This is a genomic window from Candidatus Tisiphia endosymbiont of Beris chalybata, from assembly GCF_964026555.1.
In the GTDB taxonomy this organism is placed as follows: Bacteria; Pseudomonadota; Alphaproteobacteria; order Rickettsiales; family Rickettsiaceae; genus Tisiphia.
In genome coordinates this window covers 1,102,389-1,125,824 of the sequence record NZ_OZ032159.1, presented here as the reverse complement: position 1 = coordinate 1,125,824, position 23,436 = coordinate 1,102,389, and the positions used below count along the sequence as shown (strand labels likewise).

Here is a 23,436-nt window from a genome sequence, read left to right as displayed (position 1 = left end):
CCATCCGTTACTTTATCATACCGCTTTTTCATAATTTAATTGACTTGCATTTTTTTAAATGTAAAGATTAACAACTAATAAATTTATTAATCTATTTTTATTACAACTAAAAAGATTAGGTGGTAATTCTTTTAAACCAAGCTCTGTCACAGCTCGAGGCGAAGCTCGAAGAGGTCTAATTTTAAAGTGCACCGGATGAAAATAGTCTACGGGAAGGCCAGGAGGGTCTGTGAAGGAAATTTTTATAGACTAATTTATGGATATTTTATCTGCGAAATGGTAGAAATTTTTTGAAAATAGGTCCACTATTTCTATAAATTTCTACTATTTTTTTATCAAAATCTCTATAAATTACTTCTATAAAAATTTCCTTTAAATTAACTTAAAATAGGAAAAATAATGAGTAACAAGGGAAAAAAAAATACTCTGCAAAGAGGTTGGTTGGCTAGTGTTTCAATAGCTTCCGCTTTAACAATTAGCAGTATATCGGCACTTGCTGTAGATATAGATGCAGAACACCCAGATGTAAAGGATAAGGTATATAATAGTGCAGAGGGCTATCAGATTAATGGTAGCAGCCCTAATGAAGCTTTTATGATTGAAAATGGCTTTTTAGGAGGGCAGGAAGATAAAAGCGGGAAGGTTACATTTAAATCTCACGCCCCGAATAGTAAACTTAGCCATATTATTCTCAATAACCCTTTAATAGGTAAAAGTAGCGAAGAAAGAGCAGAAGAGTTTATAGTTGAAGCCTCCCCTAGTGGTGAGGCAGTTCTAGATGGAAATATCTTTGTAGCCAATCTACAGTTACTTGCAGGAAGCATAAATGCTAATAATATAGAGGTAGGAGCTGGAGGAAAGACTATAACTGGTTCTATAGGGCCAGTAAAACTTAATCTTAAAGGACAAACAGTGAATTTTGGAGAATTACAGGTTGATAACCCTTTCACTATCAACGCGCAAGGCCCGTTATCTCTTAAGGCTCAAGTGACCACAGCTAGTAAAGATGGGATAGCATTAAATATTGCAGAAGGAGAGGTAACTAAGAGTGGGGCATGGAATGGAGATATTGGGTTTTTAGAAACCACCTCATCGGAGGCTTTTTCGAACGTACAGTTAAAAGATGGTTATAATTTAAAGGGGAATATTAATGGCGCTCCTGGGGCAGCCAATATTAGGACAGGAAGTTTAATTGCTAATGACGCTACTATTGAGGGAAGCATTGGTACAACTGTTCCGCTGAGTAATCTTGTTGTTAATAAGGAGAAAACATTTAAAGTAACAGGGAAAGGGAATTTAACACGTGATCTGACTTTGAATGATAATGCTACATTAATAGTACAGGATGATTGGACGGTAGGGCGCGTTAATACGGTCGGGGAAAAGGCAAAAATAAGCTTGCTCAATGAAAAACCTATAAAATTTATTACTACTTGTACTCCAGATGAAGCTCAACATAGCCTTGGGGATCCAATAGATAATAGGGTAATAATAACAGGAGAAAAAGATGTGGAGTTAGGGGGGTACGGATTAACCTTGAAAGAGATTATTTTTCAGAAAGGCGCCACTGTAACTTTATCCAAAGGTATGAAGCTGGACGGTACGGATATTGTAAATGAAAGAAACGAAGGGCCAACCCCTACTGTCTTACTATCAGGCGGTGTGCATAACATCGACCGCCAGCAGCTCATTGGTGCGGAAAATCGATTGGTTAATATAATATTACAGGATGACAGCACCATCAATATCAAGTCTGATAATTTTCATGCTACATTAAACACTGCAATAGATCATCAAGGAACCGTGAATCTTGAGCGAATGGAGTGGGAACGTAATAAAGTTATATTACCTGGATTAGGCTCCAAGGATAAAAAATTAAAAGAAGTTAATATCAATAAAGATACGGAGAACTACGGAAATACCTATGCTTATATTACAAATGTTAATGCACACTATAAGGCAGGCGAGATAATAGCAGGCATTGTTAAACTTGGGCCGGAGGGTACATTAACCTTTAGAGATCAGGTAGAGTTAGTAGCCAATATTGAAAATAACAATGGGGGAGCTAATATCCATGCTTCCCCCTCCCTAGTGACTTTTGAAGGAGATAGTAATATTTTAGGCGATGTGGGTCAAGCAGACAAGCAGATGGATGAAGTTAATTTTACCGGTACTAGAAAGGAGCAAAAGTTAAGAGGCTCTATATATGCCAAGATTATTGAGTTTGGCGATAATGATATTACTCTGTTAGAACGGAATGATAACAAGCTTACCACTCTTGATGGTTCCACCTATATTAATGGTAATATTAATTTAGGCAGTAATAAATTAATATTGGATGACTCAACTTGGGGCCCTGACACTTCTATTATTACTACTTTTAGTAATAATAGCCAGCTGGGTTCTATTGAAGTAAAGTCCGGCTTAGTTGTTATTAACCCTCATACCCCTACCCCTCTCTCTATCATAGTTAATGATGAGCAAACTTTACCTGGAGAGAAGGCAGAAAGGTTTATACTTATTAACAAGGATATAGAAAATATAGATTTAAAAAGTGTCGGTCAGGATTACGCAGAGTGGACAGAGGAGCGAGAAGATGACAAGCTGATATTGGTACGTAGCAATATCGCAAGAAAAGTTGTGAAGCGAGATATAAGAGGTGCAGGAGGGGATGACACAGATCAACAAAATACTCAGAATTTAGTTAGTGCTACCATAGGGGATGCCGTAACTCTCACTACTGATATGGGTAAAATTGCGGACCCAAAAACTCGTGGAGAAGAGGGGATAAAAAATACTTCAGGTAATACTGAAGCATTAGCAACTATGCATCAAGCTCATATGAGTGCAAGCCATTCTGTAGTGCTTGGGAGATTAAATGAGGCCGTTCGCCCTCATTTGACAACCGCAGGAATAGGAGCTGGCGATGAGGACGGGCCAACAAAAGCAAAACCAGGCGCATGGGCAATACCAATTTATAGTCACGCCCATCAGAAGCAAAAATATGTTAGTAAGCCTTCATATACAGTAAAAACGTTAGGGGGAATAGGAGGATTGGACGTAGCTCTAAATAATAACCTTACATTAGGGGCTGCTATTTCTGTTATTAATTCAGAGGTTAAGTATAAAAACCTTAAAGCTGGTGATAAAATGAGCACTAAAACCATCATGTTATCTGTTTATGGCGCACACAAACTTACTAAACAGCTTTTTGTAGAAGGGGTTGCATCTTGTGGCTCAACTCAAATCAGGAATAGAGAACGAAGACAATTCTCCTTCGGAGAGCAAATTGCTAAGGCTAATTATGGCTCCCTAGCTTATGGAGGAGAAGTATTAATGGGATATAACGCTGTATTCCATAATTCAGTATTGCTAACTCCTTTAGCTGGTGTGAGCTATATCAAATCCGAGGATGAAGCTCATACAGAAACCGGTACAACATTTGCAAATAAAACAATTGCTGCTTGTAATAGTAGTAGAACTGATGGGGTTGTTGGAGCTAGAGTGTCAACCTCAATGAATATGGCAAATAATATGATAGTAGTACCTGAAGCGCATGCTATCCTTTCTCATTATGTTGGAGGAAAAGCTGGTAAATTTATCGCTACCCTACACGGCGCTCCTAAACCATTTAGTCGTGTTAATGATGTAGTAAAAACAATTTACAACCTAGGGGTAAGTGTTAGTTCTAAATCTAATAATATAGAATATGGCCTTGGCTACGATGCCCATTTAGCTAATAAGTATGCGGCGCATCAGGGTAGTTTGAAAGTTCGTTTGAATTTCTAATTTTTATTAGGATTCTTTCGAAACTCGCATCGAGCTGCTAATTTGTATGTAGAGTCCAGGCTCAAATGCTCACGTACCCTTAGGTACGTGAGCATTTGAGTTTCCGATAAAATAAAATCCAATCCGGCAAAGTGAGCAGTATATATACTGCTCGTACTTCAAGAATTGGATTTTATTTTAAATGGCGAGCGCGCGCAGCGTATAGCATAGACTATTAAGGTGTGTACAGGGTATTTATCTTTAAGTGTGCACGACTACTATGCTTCCCGCATACTATCGTGTATACGCCATGTTCGACTTTTTTTTAGCAGGTAACTAATTTTTCGAGTTGTGTTGGCACAAGTTTTAAAGACTTTGTCAAAAATGTAGCAATAGTATGAGCAAGTAATTTTCTAGCGATGCGAGATTGTAGATGCCAGTAACTCTTAACTCTGATAGCATTAATAGCAAAACGTTCTGTAAGCTGACCAATAACAGTTTCAATTAAACGACGAGTAGCAGTAATCCATTTAAGGAAATTCTTGGATCTATTATCCTTCATATTCTTTTTTAAAGGTGTTTGTAAATCAATGTTTTTGGTGGCCAATTCATCTTTTAAATCCTGACCAAGATAGCCTTTATCGCCCAGTACCATGCCACTAATATTAGGAGACATTACTTGCAGAGCTTCACGTTCAGACCCATTAGCAGGAGTTATCATGAATCCAGCTATTCGACCTTCTTCATTAATTAATACGTGTCCTAGAAAACCGTAATAATAGCTATCTTTCGAAGCGCAGTACCCATAGTCAGCGTATTCCTTAAAACATCGCCCTCTCGTTGCTCGGGCCAAATTTATTACAGGAATCGGTACCCCATCTATCATATGCAGATCTGATTTGCTTGCACTCTTAAACAAGTCGGCAAGCAGCATGTTCTTAATAGATAAAAGACCGCTACATTGCTTCACATAAGACGGTCTACTCTTTAGATTGGGAAACCATTCTTGAAAATGACGTTTAAAATATTCCCATATCTGCTTGTCTTGGTGCAAACCGATAAATTCTCCCACCACTTCCATTGTTAATGCTTCCACGTCACTTAAGCAAGGTGGAAATCCTGCTTTCCTTACTTTGATATTTTTGGTTATTATAGTCATTTTTTCTTCTATGAAACAATACACAGTAATGATAAACTCTTCTAGGGTCATAGCTTCTTTCTCGATAATTGAACTATGACCTTATTAGGCTATCCTATTCTTTTGTCAATCTTAAAAAAAAGTCGAACATGGCGTGTGTATGTATCATAATGACATAAGCTATACATGCTAGTACGTGAGCACGTGAGTCCATGATAAAATAAAAAAACAATTTTTGAAAGACGAGTAGTCTACTAAACAATCCTTTTTTTTACATAACTCCCAGGGGCCTCTTCAATTGCGGTTAAATTACTATAATCTATTGAGGGTAATTGAATACCACTATTATTTTGGAGCCAAGTTAGCCAATAAGTCCACCATGACCCTTGATGCTCTATAGAATTAATCAACCATGATTCACTAGCAACAGTTAAATCATTATGCGTTTTATAATTATATTTAGAATTGAGTGGGGGGTTAATTACCCCCGCCACATGCCCGGAACTAGTTAAGCAAAAAGTTTTATGCCCATTTAATAGTTTTACCCCTTCATATACTGATTGCCAGGGCGCTATATGGTCCTCCTGTGCGGCAAGAAAAAATGAATTACAATCAATTTTGCTAAGATCAATAGGCGTACCAAGTAGTGTTAATCCATTTGGTTCTTTTAATAAATTATTTAGGTACATGTTACGCAAGTAATAGCTATGCATAGTGGCAGGTAGATTTGTGGGATCAGAATTCCAGTACAACAAATCAAAGGGCATTGGGGTTTTTCCAAGTAAATAATTATTCACAAAAAAAGACCATACTAAATCATTAGCTCTTAATAAACTAAAGCTATTTGATAAATAACGGCCATCAAAATAACCTTTGCAGAGCATCTCTTGTTCAATTATAGCGATGGCTGGTTCATTGATGAAAATACCTAATTCGCCTGGGTTTTTAAAATCTAAAATAGTAGTAATAAGGCTAACACTATTAATATAATTTAAATTATTAGCTTTAAGGTAGGCAACTGCTGAGGCAAGTAAAGTGCCACCAATACAATAGCCAACCCCATTAATATTTTGATAGCCGAGTTGTAGTAAATATTCACATGATTCTAGAATTCCTAGTTTTAAATAATCTTCAAAACTTACATCCGCAAGTAATTGGTCAGGATTAACCCAAGAAATCATAAATACTTGAAAGTTATTCGCAGTAAGAAATGCTACCAAAGAATTATGGGCTGAAAGATCAAGGATATAATATTTATTAATAAAAGGAGAGATTATAAGTAAAGGAGTCGCATGGGTTTGTTGCTTAGGTTCATAACATATCAATTGCATTAATTTATTTTGTAATATAACTTTGCCTTTACTGGCTGCTATATTTTGTCCTAGCAGAAAAGCATTCTTATCAGTAATGTTAATATTTAATATTTCATCAGAATTTTTTATATCCATCAGAAGATTTTCTAAACCTTGGACCAGGTTTTGCCCTCCAGTTTTTAAAATTTCGTTTAAAACTAATGGGTTTCCAAAAGCAAAATTTGTAGGAGAAAAGGCATTAATAAACTGGCTTGTGATAAACTCCAAATGTTGTTTAAGATCAGGCAGTAAATCATATTGAGTAATATTTTTTTCTAACCATTCGGACGACATTAAATAAAATTGCTTAATAAAATCAAAATATGCACTATTTTCCCAAGCTAAATCTTTGAATCTCCTATCTTTATTATTAGGAGAAAATAGGGGAGCAGTAGCTTTCCCGATGAACTTATCTAAGGAATTAGTAATCAGAGATCGAAGTTTTTCTATATATTCTATATTTAATTGCCAAAGTTTTTCAGGGTTTTTGAGCATTTGCTCGCTTATACTTGTCATTATTATGCGATTCTTATCCATATCGATAAGTGATGGAGGTATGATATTCCCCTTCCCTTGCATAAGATATAATATAATTTCTTGATATTTATCGCTAATTTGTTTGATATTATGGATTATCTGATCAATCGGCTTATTATTTAACATGTGAGATCAATTTTAAGTTAGAATTGTTATCAATCCTACCTCATATTTTAAGAAATTCCCATATTTTATCAATTTTCTTAATAATTTCATCAGTCATTTCTATTGTTTTGCCCCAATTTCTGTTAGTCTCGGGAGAGATTTTATTGGTTGCATCGATCCCTATTTTACTACCTAATCCTGATAAAGGTGAAGCGAAATCAAGATAATCTATTGGAGAATTCTCAATAATCATACTATCTCTGGCAGGATCGCTTCTAGTAGATATAGCCCAGATTACTTCTGGCCAATCACGAATATTTATATCATCATCCACTACTATAATGAATTTTGTATACATAAATTGCCTTAAAAATGACCAAATACCCATCATAATTCTTTTTGCTTGTCCGGGATATGCTTTACGAATAGATACCACTGCCACCCTATAGGAACAACCTTCAGGAGGTAACCAAAAATCTATAATTTCAGGAAATTGTTGTTGCAGTATAGGAATAAATATTTCATTTAATGCTTCCCCTAATATAGAAGGCTCATCCGGGGGTTTACCAGTATATGTACTAAGATATATTGGTTGTTTCTTCATAGTGATAGCTTTAATATTAAAGACTGGAAAATATTCTATATCATTATAATACCCAGTATGATCTCCAAATGGTCCTTCGGGTAGGTACTCGTCTAAACTGACATATCCTTCCAGGACAATTTCGCTGTGAGCTGGAACTTTCATATTGATGCTAACACAATCTACTAATTCAATAGATTTACCCCTTAATAAACCCGCAAAATTATACTCAGAAATATTATCAGGTATGGGCATAACAGCAGCCATAGTTATGGAGGGGCTTGCACCAATCACAATTGCTGCCGGGAAGGCATCATTTTTTGCTGCTTGCCAACGCTGATGATGTTGGGCCCCTCCTCGCATTTTAAGCCAGCGCATAATCAACTTATTTGGGGCTACTACTTGTAGCCTGTATACCCCAAGATTATAATTATCGATTTTTTCTTTCGTAGGTCCTTTCGTTATCACTATTCCCCAGCTAATTAATGGAGAAACATCCAGAGGCCAGCATGTCTGGATTGGCAATATATTAATGTCAGGATTATGTATTACCACGTCTTGACAAGGAGCTTTTACGACTCTCTTAGGAGACATAGCAAATATTCTTTTTGCTAAGGGTAGCATGGCAAATATTTCTTTAAAAGAGGCTGGTAATTCGGGGGTTTTAAGGAAAGCTAACAACTCCCCGAATTTTCTTAAATCTTCTTTGTTGTCTAAATTCAATCCTACTGCAATACGTTGAGTGCTAGCGTATAAATTAGTTAAGACTGGTATATTAGATTTAGTGCCATCATTTTTAATAACGTTTTCAAATAATAGGGCGGGCCCATTCTTAACTAAAACCCTCCTGCTGATTTCGGTTATCTCTAAATTAGTGGAAACGGGGTAGGATATACGTTTAAGCAGCTCATTTTTTTCTAAAAGTTTTAGAAATTGAGGTAAATCTTGGAAGGTCATATAGTTCTGCGAAAATATAGATATATACTCAATATAATAGCAGTAATAACATTGCCATAACAAGCGAAGATAAAAATTAGGTTTTTAGCAGTAAAATTTTGAAACACAAAGTGTAAATATGTGATAATTACTATAAAAAATACCGTGATTAACACTTGCCTTAAATGGGATTTTTTGTTATATGGTTGCCTTAGAAATATAGATAAAGTTAAGAATACTAAGACAAAATTATACAGTGGCCAAATAAGCCGTTGGTGGCCTTCAGCAATTAATTTCGTTCGCCGTTGTGGAGGTAAGTCAGCAGGGGGGTTAAGCAGCTCATGGATGTAATATTCATTAATTTCTCGATTACTATTATTAGGCATTAAACCGGCCTGATTCTCATTACCTAATTCTATCGTTAGTGAAGTAAATTTTAAGTTAGTTAAATTGCCATTATAGTCATGTACTTGTCTAAGACCGTTATGTAATTGAAAAATAGAAGCATTATTATATATTTTAAGATTACCAGATTGCGCAAATAAAATTGCATGGCTATCCGCTTTACGATTATCAAAAATAATTAAGCCCCTCATAGTGCCATCTGCTAATTTATTATCAAAATAGACTGTTATATTTTTAGCAACAGTAGTGAAAATTTTTTCCTCTAATATATTAGTAGTATAATTATGCTTCATAGACCTAAGATCTGCTTTGAGTTTTGTATAAGATAATGGTAATAAACTTGCAGAAATATAATAAGTAAGCAACATCATGATAAAAGAGATTAATAAAGCGGGGCTAGCAATTTGGAGGTTATTTAGCCCAAAATTTTGAAGAATCATTAGATGGCGACGCTCATTTAGGTGAATATAGGTGTAAATAGTCGAGATAATGGTAGCAAAAGGTAAAAGAATAAATAATAAAGAAGGAATAATGAGAATAATTAAGTTAAAAAAATGACTAATTTTTATCCCCTTATCAATTAAATATAAAAACTTTAGTATCTGGGTAATCCATACTAGCGCAGTTAATGACAAAATAATTGTGATTAACGACGGTAAAATATTTTTTATGATATAATATTTATATATTAACATTTGTTACATAATTTTGTTTATTTATATAGACTTCATGCATAAGGTGTAAAAAATCTAATTTTCCCTCACAGCACCTAAGCATTAAATTGCTCTTTAATAATTCTATTTTCCAACGTATTTCTCTTATCAAAAAGTAGCTTTATCGTTCTGTTTTTTGCTGATTTGATTAGTACAGATTTAATATCACTAAATTCTTGAAAATCTGCAGCAACATTTACTGGCCTTTTATTGCTCTCTAAAATTTCAAATTTTATTGTAGTAGAAAATGGCAACAATGCTCCATGCCAACGCCTTGGTCTAAAGGGGCATATAGGAGTTAAGCATAACACATTTGATTCAAGCGGCAATATAGGTCCTCCGGCTGATAAATTATAAGCACTACTACCTGCTGGGGTTGCCACCATTGCTCCATCTGCTACTAAATGTATACGCTCGATTTGATCGATGGCGATCCTAAATTTAGCAGCTTGGTTAGTTTTACGAAAAATCGATATTTCGTTAATAGCTAAAGCAGTATATATATTTCCTTCGATAGTTTCTGTTTGCATTTGTAAGGGATGGACATAGGATATTTTGGCGCCCTGTAAATTATGCATTAAATTTTTTGCGGTAACTGTATTCATTAAAAAACCAATATTTCCAGAATTAACCCCAAAAAAAGGAATCTCTAAGTCCATATATCGATGTATAGCATGTAGCAATTCTCCATCTCCCCCTACTACCGCTATAACCTCTGCCTCTTCCACAGCGCAAAATTTATATAGCTGTTGTAATTGTTTAACTAATTCCAAGGTTTTAGTAGAATTATTGTGAGTAATTGCTACTTTATCTAAATTGATCTTAATCTTTGCCAACATAAATATAATAAATGATTAATAATTAGTACTACAAAACAGGAGGCTAATACATCACTGAAAAAATGTCCTCCCATTAATATACGACTTATCCCTACTAGAGAACCTAAAATTAACGCGGAGCTATAAATTCTGGTAAAAAATATAGGAGAGAAAACATAAGCTAGACAGGTAAAACTATAACCCATAGCGGCATGCCCTGATGAAAATGAGCAGTTATGGTCACACTCATTACTAATCCAAAAAGCCTTAGTAAAATTTTTTGGACCATTAAAATTAGTAATCTGTGCTGGCCTTGCTCTACCAAAATTTTCTTTAAATATATGGTTTACCAATAAACCAGGTCCTATTGCAATGGAGAGAATTATATAACAACCCCAAGAAAATATAATTTTATTGAAAGTTTTATCCTTAATAATAAAGTAAAGTAAGTATAATAACGTTACTATACCTAATGTAATCGTAAGGATAGGGATAATGATAAAACATAACTTTACCAGCACATTATTGCGGTAAGAAAATCCTTCTGAATCATTATAAAATAATTCAGAAAACTCTATATCAATGTGCGGGAATAATATAACTAATAGTAAAATAGTACCAGAGAGAGATATACTAGCGTATACTAATCGTGTATTAATCATAGACGGAAGACCTAGAATAAGTTATAAGAGAGAAGAGGCTTTATTTTAAGAGGATATACTACATCACTTTGCCGAGTTGTTTTTTTATTTTATCGTGAACTCACGTACTTACATAGTACGCAGCAAACGCTCGCCGATTTCAAATAAAATGATGATTTTTGAAGTACGAGCAGTATAATCAAGGTTCACCCTCTATAAGGTCCTATAAATAATTTTAAAACAATACAATAATTAGAATAATAATATAGAAGTTAATATGTCATTCAACCTTAAAAATTACAAAAATGATCTGCTATTTTTACCCCTAGGAGGGGCAAATGAAATAGGCATAAATGTTAACCTGTATCATTATAAAGGAAAATGGCTGATGGTTGATTGCGGTAGTGGCTTCGCAGACGATTATTTGCCAGGTGTTGATATGGTAGTTGCTGATCTCCGCTTTATAGAAAAATATAAAAATGATTTAGTGGGATTAGTGTTAACTCATGCTCATGAAGATCATTTAGGCGCAGTTCAGTATTTATGGAGTAACCTAAGATGTCCTATATATGCCACAACCTTTACCGCAAATTTCCTAAAACTCAGGTTAGCGGAATATGATTTTACTAAAGATGTTAAGATTTATACGGTAAGTCCTTCGGCTAAAATAGATCTGGATCCTTTTCAGCTAGAAATGGTGCCCTTAACTCACTCAGCCCCAGAAATGCAAGCAATCATGATCCGAACAGAAGCAGGAAATGTTCTGCACACAGGGGATTGGAAATTTGATGAGGACCCTGTGCTTGGGGAGAAAGCGGATGAAGAATTATTAAAATCTTATGGAGATGAAGGCGTTTTAGCACTAGTTTGCGATTCGACGAATGTATTTAATGAAGGTATCTCGGGATCTGAAGGAGCGGTGCGAAAAAGTTTAGTAGATATTATAGCTGGCTGTCCTAAAATGGCGGTAGTAACAACTTTTGCTTCAAACTTAGCACGGCTTGACACTTTGATTCATGCAGGTCAACTTGCGGGACGAAAAGTTGTCTTAACCGGCAGAAGTTTACACAGGATTTTACAAGCTGCTCAGGAAAGTGGCTATATGCAAGATATTTTGCCATTAGTTGATGAGCGTGATATAGCTAGGTTTAAAAGAGAAGAGTTATTGATTATCGCTACTGGTTGTCAGGGAGAACCACTAGCTGCCACCGCTAAAATGGCTAATAATAGTCACCCCAACGTCAAGTTAGCTCCAAAAGATACTATTATATTTTCTTCAAAAATTATCCCGGGTAATGAAAAGAAAATTTTCCGCTTATTTAATATTTTTGTAAGGCTAGGGGTGGAAGTAATCACAGAACGAGATCATTTTGTGCATGTTTCTGGTCATCCTTCTATTGAAGAGCTTAAGCGTATGTATCAACTGGTCAGACCGCAAATTTGTGTCCCAGTACATGGAGAGCCTGTGCATATCCACGAGCATGTAAAATTAGCGCGTAAAAATGGCATAAAACAGGCAGTTGAGGTAGAAAATGGTAGTTTATTATTACTTGATGCTTATAATCCACAAATTATAGCGAAAGTAGAAACAGGTTATTTAGCTGTCGATGGCAACTATCTTTTACCTACAGAATCGTCCATTTTTAAGATGCGCCGCCGCCTGCGAGAAGCTGGAGTAGCGGTTATTTCGTTATTAATTAATAAAAAAGGAATGCTAAGCTGTAGACCAATTGTTTCAATGCCTGGGCTTCTAGATCTTAATGATGATGCTCAGTTAATTAATATTATAAAAGATGGTATCGCTAACGTCATAGAAGTTCAAGCGCAATCGATTAAAGGTAAAGTATTTAATGAACAAATTGAAAGTGCTGTAAGATCTTTTATAAGAAAAACGTTAAAACAGGAGATCAATAAAACTCCAATTATCATAATTAATATAGAGCAAGTTAGGGATACTGCAGTCTAGACTGAGTGAATATTTTCCTTTAATAGTTGGATTTCCGTAGTTATTTTCGTCCTGGGGCCCTTTCGCAGCCCCAGAATACGCTGCGGCCTGAGGCGGAAGAGCCTCCTTCAAATTCCATGTTCGATGCGAGTTTTGACAGAGGTCTATTGTAGTTGATGAAACTTTATAGCTTGCCTTAAATCTGCTTCAGTATCTACAGAAATAGGTATGTTATTAACATAGCATACTCCTATAGTCATATTGTTTTCTAAAGCTCTGAGTTGTTCCAGATTTTCACTTTGTTCTAAAGAAGAAGATGGTAGTTTCACAAATTGCCCTAACGCTTTTTTACGGAAACCATAAACACCAATGTGATATAAAAATTCATTAGCCCCATAAGGAATTACGCTGCGGGAAAAGTATAACGCTCTATTATTATTATCAGTAATAACTTTTACATTGCTATTACTATTGGCTAATTGTAAGCCAACTTTTGTCACTGGGGTCATTATATCATAAGTACTGCTTTTTAGATTTTCAATAACCGATAAAATGATTTTGGGGTCTATAAAAGGCATGTCGCCTTGTACATTAAGTATATAATTAATATTATGATTATCGGGAATTAGCTGAAATGCTTCATATACCCTGTCGGTGCCAGAAGTACAGCCAGTCGGTGTGAAAATAAATTGGCCCCCATGACCAGTAACTTTTTCTGCAATCTCATTTGAATCTGTGGCAACAAAAATATTCTTTAAGCCAGTAGATTGTACTTGGCTTAGCACATGCTCAATCATAGTAATATTACCAATCAATTGCAACGGTTTTTGAGTAAGCCTTGTGGAATTGAGCCTTGAGGGAATAATAATTGCTACGTCTGAGTGCATGGGGTACCTAATTGGGAATCATAGATTTTTTCTTCATCTTGTTTCTTGTTGGCCTGCTTCTTCTATAACTAGAAGCTAATTAGTTCTAATAATCAGCTGTAGGTGCTATTTCTTTGGTTTTGTGTATTAGACCTTCCTGCATAAGTCGAGCTAGTTGGTCATTTTGTCGTCAAAACTTGCCTCCGCTCCTCATGTACATTTAAGTACATTGCGGTGCTCAGCTTCGTTTTTCCTAAAAATCCCTTAACTATTTTCGACTTATGCAGGAAGTCTATTGAGATTGTGTTGCTAATATTAAGCTAAATGAAATTTCTAATAGCGAAGATAAAAAATAATAGTTGACATATTAGCCTTTTTACACGATAAAGTAAAGCATAAACAACACGTTCTTAGAGTCATTAAGAGCAGTATTATTGGGTTCGTAGCTCAGCTGGTAGAGCACTTGACTTTTAATCAGGGGGTCCCGGGTTCGAGTCCCGGCGAACCCACCATTTCAGGGTATTTACTTAGTAATTTTCTGGCATGCGGGGAAACATGCGGTTTCGCAATTCCTCTTCCAATGATTTTGCTGCTAGGAGCGATGGTAGAGCCTATAGATAATAGGCGAGCTATTTGAGCAACGACGCATGCAAATTCATAGCAGAAGAGTATACTGCTCGTACTTCAAGAATTGGATTTTATTTTAAATGGCGAGCGTTTGCTGCGTACATGCCAGTACGTGAGCACGTGAGTCCATGATAAAATAAAAAAACAATTTTTGAAAGACGAGTAGTATATAAGTCTAATGGGTTTGTAGCTCAGCTGGTTAGAGCACACGCCTGATAAGCGTGAGGTCGGAAGTTCAAGTCTTCTCAAACCCACCATTTTTAAGTAATTTACTATGTTTACAGAACCTAGAGGAACTTGCACAATAGAGGAGCCTGAACAATATTTTGTTTGCTCATTTAAGTTATAATAAATTAGCTACTTATTGGCTTAAAAATGGCATTTTCGCCCTTATCCTTTCCGCTATTTATTTAATCCTAATAGCATTTTTACTTACTCCTTTAGGCAGCAATTTATTTGCAACTACCGAAATCCTTAGATCAGCTTTGGTTATTCACACTAATTTGTCCATCCTGGTGTGGTTTTTATCGAGTATTGCTGCTGTTTGGAGTTATAAGCTGCAACTCTCCTATTTTACTATCACTTGTGTAATATTAGCATTTATTTCTACGGCGCTAATAGCTTTATCCTTAATTTGTGGGCAAAATTTTTCGGTAATGAATAAATATATTCCGGTGCTGGAAAATATTTTGTTTATATTAGGTTTGAGTTTATTTGGGGTCACTATATTATTATTCGCATTCTATACTCTATATCATACTATTATCTATTTCAATGACTGGGGTAGCGGTGCTCAGTTAATTAAATACACGATTTTTTCTACGGTAATATTGTTCCTGTTATCCTGCCTATGTTTTACTATATCCTATTTACAGTTACAAAAAGTGATTAGGTTAACAGAGATAAGTATAGAATTTTATTATGAACTACTATTTTGGAGCGGTGGGCATTTATTGCAATTTCTTTATACTCAAATTCTTATTTTAGTATGGGTAACTTTATTCTATAATGGTACAGGTAGAGAATTAAAATATGATAAGTATTATCTAGTATTATTAGCTTTAAATTTTGTTATAGCGGCCGTTGCCCTGGGGGGACATTTATTATATAATATTTTAGATTATGGTTTTAAGGAATATTATGTAAGGGTAGTAAAATATGAAACTATAATTACCCCAGTGCTGGCTTTGTTATTGATGCTATATGACTTTATTATACCATTTCCGAAAACTAATCATCACCTCGCCTTACTTCCTGATCTCCGCCCCTCACGTATTCTTGGAGAATTCGTATCGAGCAGGGAATCAGCAAAAACCTATCTACAAAATAATAAGATAAAAAAATATATTGCTCTGTTTACTTTTATATGCTCAGGTATATTATTTGTATTAGGAAAAGTTAGCGAGTTATTAATTACGGGTACTAACGCCTCAACTATTGCATATTATCAAGCTCCAGTTATAGGGATTACCGTAGCATTGTTAGGCTTTAGTTTTGTGATAATAGGCTTGCCGCCTCAGTCAACCTAGCCGATCATTTTGGAATAAATTACGTCGAATTCAGGTTAACTAATTTATAAAATTGGCAAGGCAGATCAGTATTAATTACTATTTTTTGACCAAATATTTGCTCCGGTAATATTATTGTTTTTGCGTGTAGTAGCATTATGGGAGATAAGGCAATTGATTCTGAAGTACCATATTTTCTATCTCCTATTATAGGGCAGTTGAGCATTTTAGCATGAAACCTCAGCTGATGCATTCTGCCAGTCAAGGGAACAAATTCTATCAAGGATATTTTGAGCTTACTTATGGCAGTAGATCCTAGCGTCTCCAATAACCTATAGTAAGTTATCGCTAACTTCCCATTTTTTGGATCATCTTGTACAGTTTCATATACTCCCCCTCTATTTTTTCCTATTTTAGCTGAAATTTCTCCTTCATTTTTTAGAAGATTGCCTAAAACCACAGCAAGATAAGTTTTTTGGATAATTTTTTCTTGAAAGGATTGTACTAATTTTATGCTACTAGAATAATTTTTGGCTATTAATAATATACCAGAAGTATCTTTATCTAATCTATGGACTAATTTAAGCTCATTCCCCCTACTGTTCAAGTATTGGAGAGCATCGTATAGATAAGCTAATTTTGCTGCCGCCTTGAGTAGCAAGGCCAGCTGGCTTATTAATAGCAATCACATAGTCATCTTGATAAATTAAATAATCATTTAATAGTTTACCTGCTAATATAATAGCTGACTGAGAAAAACTTTTATCGCTTTTGGGGGAGTCAAAGCGAAGGGTCGGGGCTATAAAGATTTTATCCCCTCCTGTTACTTTAAAACTTGCTTCTATCTTACGGGCGTTAACCATAATTTTTTTAAGGCGTAAGCTGCGTTCAATTAATCCTTGAGTAAGTTCAGGATATAATTTTTTTAAGTAGCGATCTAACCGACACGGTACAGGCGTATTTACCTCTAATATTATCATATTTTATTTATTCACTTCTGTACTCTTTAACAAAAAATAGCACCATGATAAACACGATAATAATATCACGGCAAAAATTTGGTGTACTAAGGCTATTAAGATTGGCCTTGAATAGAGGATGAGAACTATACCCACTCCCATTTGTAACGTTAATATACTAGCGATCCTATATGCAACTTTCTTAAGCTTAAGATGAGCTGTTGTTAATAGGGTGGTTACTAAAAATATTATGCTAATGCAAACAATATATGCCCCTATTCTATGTAGAAGCTGAACAATGGCAGGATTATTCAAACCTTGTATATTAAATGAGTGAAAATTTATCTCTTCCGGGATAAAGCTATTACCCATTAAGGGAAAACTATTATATATTAAACCTGCATCAAGCCCAGCCACTAGCCCCCCTAAGGTAATTTGAAGATACAGTAGTAGAAAAGAGAGTAAGCACCAAAATTTTTGAGAGTTTAATTTGGTTCCTTGCGGCACGAGTAATATATCAAAATTATTCTGCATCAACTGATAAAATAATAAATTATAGATGATCACAGCAATAACTAAATGAGCACTTAAACGGAAATGGCTTACATATGGCGATAAGGTCAGGCCGCTTTTTACCATATACCATCCCATAAATCCTTGCACAAAGAATAATATCAATATTGCTAAATATATCACCATTGCTTTTTTATCAATGCGCTTATTTACCAACAAATATAATAACGGCAATAAATATAATAAACCCGTCAGCCTAGCAGCCAAACGGTGAATAAATTCAAGCCAAAAAATAAACTTAAATTCTGCAAGTTTTATATGAATATTGCGTTGCTGATATTCCGGAAATTGTTGATATTTTATAAACTCAGCCTTCCATTGCGCATTATTGAGCGGGGGGATAACACCTACTATAGGTTTCCATTCAACAATTGATAAGCCAGAATCCGTAAGCCTGGTGATTCCGCCCAGCAAAATCATCAATAATACCATTAAGCAGCAGGTAATTAACCAGCGCTTAATTAATAACCTAGGTTGTAACATTTTTATAAATTTTAATAATACTTTAGCAAGTCTATTCTATTGATAAATTTCCTATCATTGATAATTGTAATAAATATATCACGCCTATAGCGTTATCTACCCCTAATTTTTGCTTTGCCTTTATCCTTTTTAGAGAATTTAACGCCTACTATCTCTTTAAAATTACGGGATAATAATGTTATCTTGCCCTTAACAAGGTTCCTTACCTTCTGCATAACTTTATTTTCTTTAGCTTTACTCACAGATATCTCGGCTTTATTTGGACTTTCTTTAGCTTCACTTTTAATTTTGCCCGCTCTTATCTCAAACTTTTTACTTTGTTCCTTCTGATTCACTCTATACTGTTCCGTATAAATACTGTACTGGTATTGGTACTCCTGTTCTGGAAAATAATTTGGTTCAATATGTATTAATCGCATGCCCAAGCAAACCGCTATTTGAGCGCTTAACTGCACATCTTTTGTTTCCCCCTTCATAGCTACAGGACCAATATTAACTTGCACTGTCCCGCCTACGGTAGGCAATATTTCAATCACCGCTGTAGAATTCTTGCTTTGTTCTGTTATCTCAATCTCTAAGGGATAGTTAAGACCATTATTTAATAATTTGTTTTTAGGGTCAGGAATCTTATAGATTAGCTGTAATTCTTCTGCATCTAATATACTCTCAGTTCCTAATTTCCCATTTATTAGTCTTTTAATTTCTTGCAATACTAGATTACCGTCTACCGTATCACTGTCGAGGTAATAACCTTCTTTAAGCAGGTTTTGTTGCATAATATATCTGTATATAAATATTTATTTGAACATATTATTAATTATAACATATATATTAAAATAACTTAAGTTATTAAAAAGTGATATTAGTGAATAATTTTTATTAAATTTATAATTTTATCACACAATACCTCTACCTCTAACTCTTCTATCACACCAGTTTTACGGTTTTTTAATTCCACAATATTATTTATAGCTTTTTTAGATCCTACAATTACTTGATATGGAGAGCCTATCAAATCGTGCGTTGCAAATTTACTTCCCGCTCTCTCTTCAGTATCATCATATAATACTGTTATATTATTGGCTCTTAACTGAGTATATAAATTTTGCGATAACTCATTACATTTATTATCCAATATATTCAAATTTAATATTGAGACACAAAAAGGGGCAATATTTGTAGGCCATATAATACCCTTATCATCATGGTGAGCTTCAATAATAGCAGCTACTAATCTAGAAATACCAATCCCGTAAGAACTCATTTCTACTGGTACCAAGTTCCCGTGCTTATCGTTTACTACTGCATTCATTACTTTTGAATATTTGCTGCCAATATAAAAAATATGCCCTACTTCAATACTCTTACTACTAGTCAACTCTTCGGGAGCTAACGGGCATTTAGTTGGATCGTGTTTTTCTTCTGCTACTGCATATAAAGACTGTATTTTTTCAATATCCAAGCTTTCGGAATCAATTAAATTTAAGAATTTTTTATCATAGAAAATAGTGCTCTCACCATTTTCTGTTTGAATATGAAACTCATGACTCAAATTTCCCCCTATAGGCCCGTTATCAGCTAACACTGGCACAACATTCAGCCCTATATCGCGGAAGGTTTGTAGGTAAGCAAGATACATGTTATTATAGTGCTGCACAGCACTAGCTTGATCTATATCAAAAGAATAAGCATCTTTCATCAAAAATTCTCTCGCACGCATCACTCCAAATCTAGGTCTAATTTCATCACGAAATTTCCACTGGATATGGTATAAATTTTTGGGTAAATCTTTATACGACTTAATATTATTCTTAAAAATATCGGTGATCATATCTTCATTAGTAGGGCCAAATAATAAGGTATTATCATGGCGGTCCTGAAATTTTAACATTTCTTTCCCATAATTTTCAAACCTGCCCGACGCTATCCATAAAGAAGCTGGCTGTATGCAGGGCATTAATAGCTCAAGACTACCTACTTTATTCATATTGTGATTAACAATGTTGACAATATTTTGCAAGACCTGTAAACCTAAAGGGAGCCAACTATAAATGCCAGACGCTTGCTGTCTGATCATTCCACTCCTTAACATTAAACGGTGAGAAATCACCTGCGCTTCAGCGGGTACTTCTTTCAAAACAGGTAAAAAATATTTAGATAATAACATGAGAGCCTTTGATTATTTTTTGGAAACTATATTTAAGAACTCGTGGCGATATTTTTGCTGCTCAACAAAGATGCCAGTATAATGCATAGTATTCATTACGGTATCATTTTGCATGACCCCTCTAAGAGTCATACAGCTATGCAGAGCCGAAATCTTGACCGCGACTCCTAAAGGTTTAATATATTTTTGTAAAGTTTCAGCAATTTGAACGGTCAGCTTTTCTTGGATTTGTAATCTCCTAGCAAAAACTTCTACTACCCTTGCTAGCTTACTAATCCCTATAATACAATTATCAGGGATATAAGCGATATCTACTGTACCAGATATCGGTAACAAATGATGCTCACAAAAAGAATTAAAATTTATGTCCTTTAATAAAATAAAATCTTGAAAATTACAGGTATCATAAAATTTAGTAGTTAATATATCTTCTACATCTTGATCATAACCAGAAAATATTTCTTGATAGCTTTTTATTACTCTCTCAGGCGTTTTAAGTAAACCTTCTCTATCGGGATCTTCCCCAATAAATCTCAACAAGGTTTTTACCGCTTCTTTTGCTTCGAGTGCCGAGGGTCTGTTAAAAGTCATATTTTTCTATTAAGTTATTAGGTTCTGCGCACATTTTTATCTATTGCCTTGCTATCTATTGCTTTGGTCGTTATTTTTGTTCTCGGCTCCTTCGCTGCCCCCCAGTATGCGGCCCCCCAGGGCGCTGAGCTTAGCAAGCAAAAATGCCTATAAATCTACTCATTACCTAGCAATGTTCCCAGAACCTAGGAGGGTCACATTATCAAGGATTACAGAAAGCCTTTTTAACACAAATAACAGTAAACATCAAGCTATCAACTAGTAGGGACCCTACATTAGTAGTGATAAATTTAAAAATTAAGTGTATACTTTAGACTTCCTGCATAAGGCGCGCTATAGTCAATTAATATAAATTAGGGACTAGGCGCGAAGCCTAGAATTACTAGGTGAGCAGCGAGCAACGGCGTCCCTAATTCATCTTAATTGACTTATAGTAGCAGGCTTCGTTTCTTCTAAAATTCCGAAGCCTGCTTCGACTTATCCAAAAAGTCTAATAAAAATGGTAATTATTATGTCACCGAAAGTAATTTCATACAATAATATTTGTCCTAGTATTGATAAAGAAGCTTACATTGCCGATAATGCTTGCATAATAGGGGATGTAATTATAGGTAATAAATCAAGTATTTGGTATAATTGTGTACTAAGAGGAGATGTCGCTCCAATTAGAGTAGGATGTAATACCAATATCCAAGATGGAACTGTTATCCATACTTCTAGATTTAATGGGCCCGCACTGATAGGAGATAATGTCACTATAGGGCATTGCTGTCTTATCCATGCCGCCACTATAGAGAACAATGCGTTTGTCGGAATGAGAGCCACTATTATGGACTATTCGATAATTGAGCCATATGGTTTTGTAGCCGCGGGTAGTTTGGTGACTCCAAACAAAACTATTAAATCAAAAGAACTATGGATGGGATCGCCTGCTAAATTCGCTAGATATTTAACAAGCGAAGAGTTAAATGCGATGTTAGATAATACGGAAAACTATGTTAAGCTTACTAGCGATTACTTACTTAACCTCAATTCAAGATAGGGATAGTTATATCCCTATCTTGAACAAAAGCTATGTTAGTGGTAAATGGCTAATTATACTCCATAATTAAGTTGCAGCTTTGAGTTTAAAAGCGATGCAGCAAAGCTTAACTACATATATAGTGTTCTTGCCTATCTTATTTTATGATGTTGGTAGTGAACTAATTCCACATTTACTTGCAGTTGAGGCATCTCCAGCTACCATATCTATAATGTCAGGCGCTTTGAATAATATTATTATTCCAGTAACAATTACTAAAGCTACTTCCCATTTTAATTGGCCTCTAAGAGTTTGGATTCCTAAGACAACTACTCCTACTATTGCTATACCTCTGGCTGTGTTACCACGAAACACTTTAACCAAATTACAAAATACTGTACCGATTGGATCATCCTTAGGGGTAGCAGCAAGAGCATCAGATGCGGTGAGAATCAGAGCAATACTACAAAACATAAAAAGTAGACGCCATATCAGGGTGTTATCAAATTGTTCCGCAGAGTATCTATCATTCATAATTTTACCTATATTTAAACTAACTTCTTACCATGAAGCAGATTTTATACATTACTCACTGGCCATTCAAGAGTTAATATAGTATTTAATATTCCCATACTAAGTAATTACCTTGAAATGGCCACTTACGTGCTGTTTTAGTCACAGATTAAATACTATATTAACCGCAATTAGACAGGTCTTGAGCAGCTAAGTCTCTCATTGCGGTCTTATCTACCGAGAATATATACAAAAATAAATAAAAACAGCCATACTACATCGACAAAATGCCAATACCAAGCAGCAAATTCAAAACCTAAAATATTATTCCCTTTAACAAAATCTCCTCTTTTAGCTCTAAGATAACAAATACTTAAAAATATTGTACCTATTATCACATGGACACCATGAAAACCAGTCGCCATATAGAAGTTAGAAGGATATATTCCATCTTTAAAGCCAAAAGCTGCATGATAATATTCATATGCTTGCATTAAACTAAACAAGATTCCCAGTATTATAGTATATTTAAGAGCTTGCAAACAATCTTTTTGATTATGTTCTTCCAGCGCATAATGAGCCCAAGTTACAGTTGTGCCTGATAATAAAAGTATCAATGTGTTAATGAAAGGGATATCAAATGGATCAAAGGTTTTAATGGATGCTGGGGGCCATATACCGGGCTTGACGACCCAAACCCCATCTAATATTCCAGCGGGAAAAATACTTGTTTTGAGGAAGGAACTAAAAAATACAGCAAAAAATGCTATTTCAGTTAAAATAAATAGAGCCATACCTATCCGGAAGCCAGTGGTAACTTCTAGAGTATGACATTTCCCGACTAATCCTTCTTTAATGACTTCCCTCCACCAGGAATATAAGCAATAAATTACTGAGAGAATAGCTAGGCCTAAAATATATTCACCAAATTTATAACTATGCATAAACATTATTATGCCAGCCGATAAAAGCAATAAAGCAAAGGAGGTTAAAATTGGTAAGGGGCTAGGATCAACAATATGAAAAGGATGTGATTTTTTTGGCAAAATGGTCAAATTATTATTGTCAATAGATTGATTGAACATATATAACTCATTAAAAAATTAAAATATACTACTCACTTTGCCGAATTGTTTTTTTATCGTGAACTCACGTGCTCACATACTTATACCTTTTCCGAAAACTAA

At 34.9% G+C, this 23,436-nt stretch carries 17 protein-coding genes, 2 tRNA genes and 1 pseudogene; 6 read left to right on the top strand and 14 right to left on the bottom strand.

Features of this window, described 5'->3' with window-relative positions; translation table 11 throughout:
* Positions 1 to 399: 399 nt before the first annotated feature.
* Positions 400 to 3,789, top strand: a complete 3,390-nt coding sequence (locus tag AAGD44_RS05440; protein ID WP_341763724.1) for an autotransporter outer membrane beta-barrel domain-containing protein — start codon at positions 400 to 402, stop codon at positions 3,787 to 3,789.
* Between the two features lie 304 nt (positions 3,790 to 4,093).
* Here the strand turns inward: AAGD44_RS05440 and AAGD44_RS05435 are convergent, their stop codons facing one another.
* The 6 genes from AAGD44_RS05435 to AAGD44_RS05410 all read right to left on the bottom strand — a co-directional run bounded on the left by AAGD44_RS05435 (position 4,094) and on the right by AAGD44_RS05410 (position 11,017).
* Positions 4,094 to 4,978, bottom strand: a complete 885-nt coding sequence (locus tag AAGD44_RS05435; RefSeq protein WP_341763539.1) for an IS982 family transposase — start codon at positions 4,976 to 4,978, stop codon at positions 4,094 to 4,096.
* A 182-nt stretch (positions 4,979 to 5,160) separates the two neighbouring features.
* On the bottom strand, positions 5,161 to 6,921 hold the full coding sequence (gene phaC, locus AAGD44_RS05430; protein WP_341763723.1) for a class I poly(R)-hydroxyalkanoic acid synthase: 1,761 nt from the start codon (positions 6,919 to 6,921) through the stop codon (positions 5,161 to 5,163).
* Positions 6,922 to 6,961: 40 nt separating this feature from the next.
* On the bottom strand, positions 6,962 to 8,440 hold the full coding sequence (locus AAGD44_RS05425) for a UbiD family decarboxylase (RefSeq protein WP_341763722.1): 1,479 nt from the start codon (positions 8,438 to 8,440) through the stop codon (positions 6,962 to 6,964).
* Positions 8,437 to 9,519, bottom strand: coding sequence for an LptF/LptG family permease (locus AAGD44_RS05420; RefSeq protein WP_341763721.1), 1,083 nt, complete (start codon positions 9,517 to 9,519; stop codon positions 8,437 to 8,439). Before AAGD44_RS05420 ends, AAGD44_RS05425 begins: the two co-directional genes overlap by 4 nt.
* Before the next feature lie 74 nt (positions 9,520 to 9,593).
* Positions 9,594 to 10,358, bottom strand: a complete 765-nt coding sequence (locus AAGD44_RS05415) for an NAD kinase (RefSeq protein ID WP_341764691.1) — start codon at positions 10,356 to 10,358, stop codon at positions 9,594 to 9,596.
* Complete coding sequence (locus tag AAGD44_RS05410) at positions 10,349 to 11,017, bottom strand: phosphatase PAP2 family protein (protein ID WP_341763720.1); 669 nt, start codon at positions 11,015 to 11,017, stop codon at positions 10,349 to 10,351. The genes AAGD44_RS05415 and AAGD44_RS05410 overlap by 10 nt, the downstream gene beginning before the upstream one ends.
* Positions 11,018 to 11,273: 256 nt before the next feature.
* Between AAGD44_RS05410 and AAGD44_RS05405 the strand changes: the two genes are divergently transcribed.
* Complete coding sequence (locus tag AAGD44_RS05405; RefSeq protein ID WP_341763719.1) at positions 11,274 to 12,962, top strand: ribonuclease J; 1,689 nt, start codon at positions 11,274 to 11,276, stop codon at positions 12,960 to 12,962.
* 143 nt (positions 12,963 to 13,105) lie between these two features.
* Here the strand turns inward: AAGD44_RS05405 and AAGD44_RS05400 are convergent, their stop codons facing one another.
* Positions 13,106 to 13,828, bottom strand: a complete 723-nt coding sequence (locus tag AAGD44_RS05400) for a 3-deoxy-manno-octulosonate cytidylyltransferase (RefSeq protein ID WP_341763718.1) — start codon at positions 13,826 to 13,828, stop codon at positions 13,106 to 13,108.
* A gap of 415 nt (positions 13,829 to 14,243) precedes the next feature.
* Here AAGD44_RS05400 and AAGD44_RS05395 point away from each other — a divergent pair.
* The 3 genes from AAGD44_RS05395 to AAGD44_RS05385 all read left to right on the top strand — a co-directional run bounded on the left by AAGD44_RS05395 (position 14,244) and on the right by AAGD44_RS05385 (position 15,963).
* Positions 14,244 to 14,319, top strand: a tRNA-Lys gene (locus tag AAGD44_RS05395).
* Between the two features lie 295 nt (positions 14,320 to 14,614).
* Positions 14,615 to 14,691: transfer RNA gene (locus tag AAGD44_RS05390), tRNA-Ile, on the top strand.
* Positions 14,692 to 14,760: 69 nt separating this feature from the next.
* Positions 14,761 to 15,963, top strand: a complete 1,203-nt coding sequence (locus AAGD44_RS05385) for a hypothetical protein (RefSeq protein ID WP_341763717.1) — start codon at positions 14,761 to 14,763, stop codon at positions 15,961 to 15,963.
* A gap of 19 nt (positions 15,964 to 15,982) precedes the next feature.
* Here the strand turns inward: AAGD44_RS05385 and AAGD44_RS05380 are convergent.
* The 5 genes and pseudogenes from AAGD44_RS05380 to folE all read right to left on the bottom strand — a co-directional run bounded on the left by AAGD44_RS05380 (position 15,983) and on the right by folE (position 20,715).
* Positions 15,983 to 16,919: pseudogene (locus tag AAGD44_RS05380) on the bottom strand (RluA family pseudouridine synthase).
* Between the two features lie 6 nt (positions 16,920 to 16,925).
* A complete protein-coding gene (locus tag AAGD44_RS05375) occupies positions 16,926 to 17,957 on the bottom strand; it encodes a COX15/CtaA family protein (RefSeq protein WP_341763716.1) in 1,032 nt (343 codons plus the stop codon).
* A gap of 92 nt (positions 17,958 to 18,049) precedes the next feature.
* On the bottom strand, positions 18,050 to 18,733 hold the full coding sequence (locus tag AAGD44_RS05370) for a hypothetical protein (protein ID WP_341763715.1): 684 nt from the start codon (positions 18,731 to 18,733) through the stop codon (positions 18,050 to 18,052).
* Between the two features lie 86 nt (positions 18,734 to 18,819).
* Positions 18,820 to 20,124, bottom strand: coding sequence for a proline--tRNA ligase (gene proS, locus AAGD44_RS05365; protein ID WP_341763714.1), 1,305 nt, complete (start codon positions 20,122 to 20,124; stop codon positions 18,820 to 18,822).
* 12 nt (positions 20,125 to 20,136) lie between these two features.
* Positions 20,137 to 20,715 (bottom strand): GTP cyclohydrolase I FolE, encoded by a 579-nt coding sequence (gene folE, locus AAGD44_RS05360; RefSeq protein ID WP_341763713.1) that lies wholly within the window; start codon positions 20,713 to 20,715, stop codon positions 20,137 to 20,139.
* A gap of 511 nt (positions 20,716 to 21,226) precedes the next feature.
* Here folE and AAGD44_RS05355 point away from each other — a divergent pair.
* Positions 21,227 to 21,757: a gamma carbonic anhydrase family protein gene (locus AAGD44_RS05355; RefSeq protein WP_341763712.1), complete on the top strand. Its 531-nt coding sequence runs from the start codon at positions 21,227 to 21,229 to the stop codon at positions 21,755 to 21,757.
* 141 nt (positions 21,758 to 21,898) lie between these two features.
* Here the strand turns inward: AAGD44_RS05355 and AAGD44_RS05350 are convergent, their stop codons facing one another.
* Positions 21,899 to 22,270 carry a TrbC/VirB2 family protein gene (locus AAGD44_RS05350; RefSeq protein ID WP_341763711.1) on the bottom strand — a complete coding sequence of 124 codons (372 nt, stop codon included), beginning with the start codon at positions 22,268 to 22,270 and terminating at the stop codon, positions 21,899 to 21,901.
* Positions 22,271 to 22,479: 209 nt separating this feature from the next.
* Positions 22,480 to 23,334, bottom strand: a complete 855-nt coding sequence (locus tag AAGD44_RS05345; RefSeq protein WP_341763710.1) for a cytochrome c oxidase subunit 3 — start codon at positions 23,332 to 23,334, stop codon at positions 22,480 to 22,482.
* Between the last annotated feature and the right edge of the window lie 102 nt (positions 23,335 to 23,436).

Coding starts and splice junctions, on each gene's coding strand:
- AAGD44_RS05375 (WP_341763716.1), bottom strand. CDS start 17,957: ATGTTACAACCTAGGTTATTAATTAAGCGCTGGTTAATTACCTGCTGC.
- AAGD44_RS05370 (WP_341763715.1), bottom strand. CDS start 18,733: ATGCAACAAAACCTGCTTAAAGAAGGTTATTACCTCGACAGTGATACG.
- AAGD44_RS05435 (WP_341763539.1), bottom strand. CDS start 4,978: ATGACCCTAGAAGAGTTTATCATTACTGTGTATTGTTTCATAGAAGAA.
- AAGD44_RS05345 (WP_341763710.1), bottom strand. CDS start 23,334: ATGTTCAATCAATCTATTGACAATAATAATTTGACCATTTTGCCAAAA.
- phaC (WP_341763723.1), bottom strand. CDS start 6,921: ATGTTAAATAATAAGCCGATTGATCAGATAATCCATAATATCAAACAA.
- AAGD44_RS05440 (WP_341763724.1), top strand. CDS start 400: ATGAGTAACAAGGGAAAAAAAAATACTCTGCAAAGAGGTTGGTTGGCT.
- AAGD44_RS05425 (WP_341763722.1), bottom strand. CDS start 8,440: ATGACCTTCCAAGATTTACCTCAATTTCTAAAACTTTTAGAAAAAAAT.
- folE (WP_341763713.1), bottom strand. CDS start 20,715: ATGACTTTTAACAGACCCTCGGCACTCGAAGCAAAAGAAGCGGTAAAA.
- proS (WP_341763714.1), bottom strand. CDS start 20,124: ATGTTATTATCTAAATATTTTTTACCTGTTTTGAAAGAAGTACCCGCT.
- AAGD44_RS05400 (WP_341763718.1), bottom strand. CDS start 13,828: ATGCACTCAGACGTAGCAATTATTATTCCCTCAAGGCTCAATTCCACA.
- AAGD44_RS05420 (WP_341763721.1), bottom strand. CDS start 9,519: ATGTTAATATATAAATATTATATCATAAAAAATATTTTACCGTCGTTA.
- AAGD44_RS05405 (WP_341763719.1), top strand. CDS start 11,274: ATGTCATTCAACCTTAAAAATTACAAAAATGATCTGCTATTTTTACCC.
- AAGD44_RS05410 (WP_341763720.1), bottom strand. CDS start 11,017: ATGATTAATACACGATTAGTATACGCTAGTATATCTCTCTCTGGTACT.
- AAGD44_RS05350 (WP_341763711.1), bottom strand. CDS start 22,270: ATGAATGATAGATACTCTGCGGAACAATTTGATAACACCCTGATATGG.
- AAGD44_RS05355 (WP_341763712.1), top strand. CDS start 21,227: ATGTCACCGAAAGTAATTTCATACAATAATATTTGTCCTAGTATTGAT.